The organism is Escherichia sp. XD33, from assembly GCF_019375075.1.
GTDB classification, from domain to species: Bacteria; Pseudomonadota; Gammaproteobacteria; order Enterobacterales; family Enterobacteriaceae; genus Enterobacter; species Enterobacter flexneri_A.
The window spans coordinates 1-611 of record NZ_JAENDM010000314.1; the positions used below are offsets into that span (position 1 = coordinate 1).

Genomic DNA, 611 nt, shown 5'->3' on the forward strand with positions numbered 1-611 from the left:
GATATTGATTTGCTGGTTACGGTGACCGTAAGGCTTGATGAAACAACGCGGCGAGCTTTGATCAACGACCTTTTGGAAACTTCGGCTTCCCCTGGAGAGAGCGAGATTCTCCGCGCTGTAGAAGTCACCATTGTTGTGCACGACGACATCATTCCGTGGCGTTATCCAGCTAAGCGCGAACTGCAATTTGGAGAATGGCAGCGCAATGACATTCTTGCAGGTATCTTCGAGCCAGCCACGATCGACATTGATCTGGCTATCTTGCTGACAAAAGCAAGAGAACATAGCGTTGCCTTGGTAGGTCCAGCGGCGGAGGAACTCTTTGATCCGGTTCCTGAACAGGATCTATTTGAGGCGCTAAATGAAACCTTAACGCTATGGAACTCGCCGCCCGACTGGGCTGGCGATGAGCGAAATGTAGTGCTTACGTTGTCCCGCATTTGGTACAGCGCAGTAACCGGCAAAATCGCGCCGAAGGATGTCGCTGCCGACTGGGCAATGGAGCGCCTGCCGGCCCAGTATCAGCCCGTCATACTTGAAGCTAGACAGGCTTATCTTGGACAAGAAGAAGATCGCTTGGCCTCGCGCGCAGATCAGTTGGAAGAATTTGT

The 611-nt window shown here is 52.4% G+C and carries 1 protein-coding gene; it reads left to right on the forward strand.

Translation table 11 applies throughout. The features are described 5' to 3' along the window. Positions 1-611, forward strand: a 611-nt coding sequence (locus K0778_RS26980; protein WP_072794643.1) for an AadA family aminoglycoside 3''-O-nucleotidyltransferase, incomplete at both ends; no start/stop codon positions are given.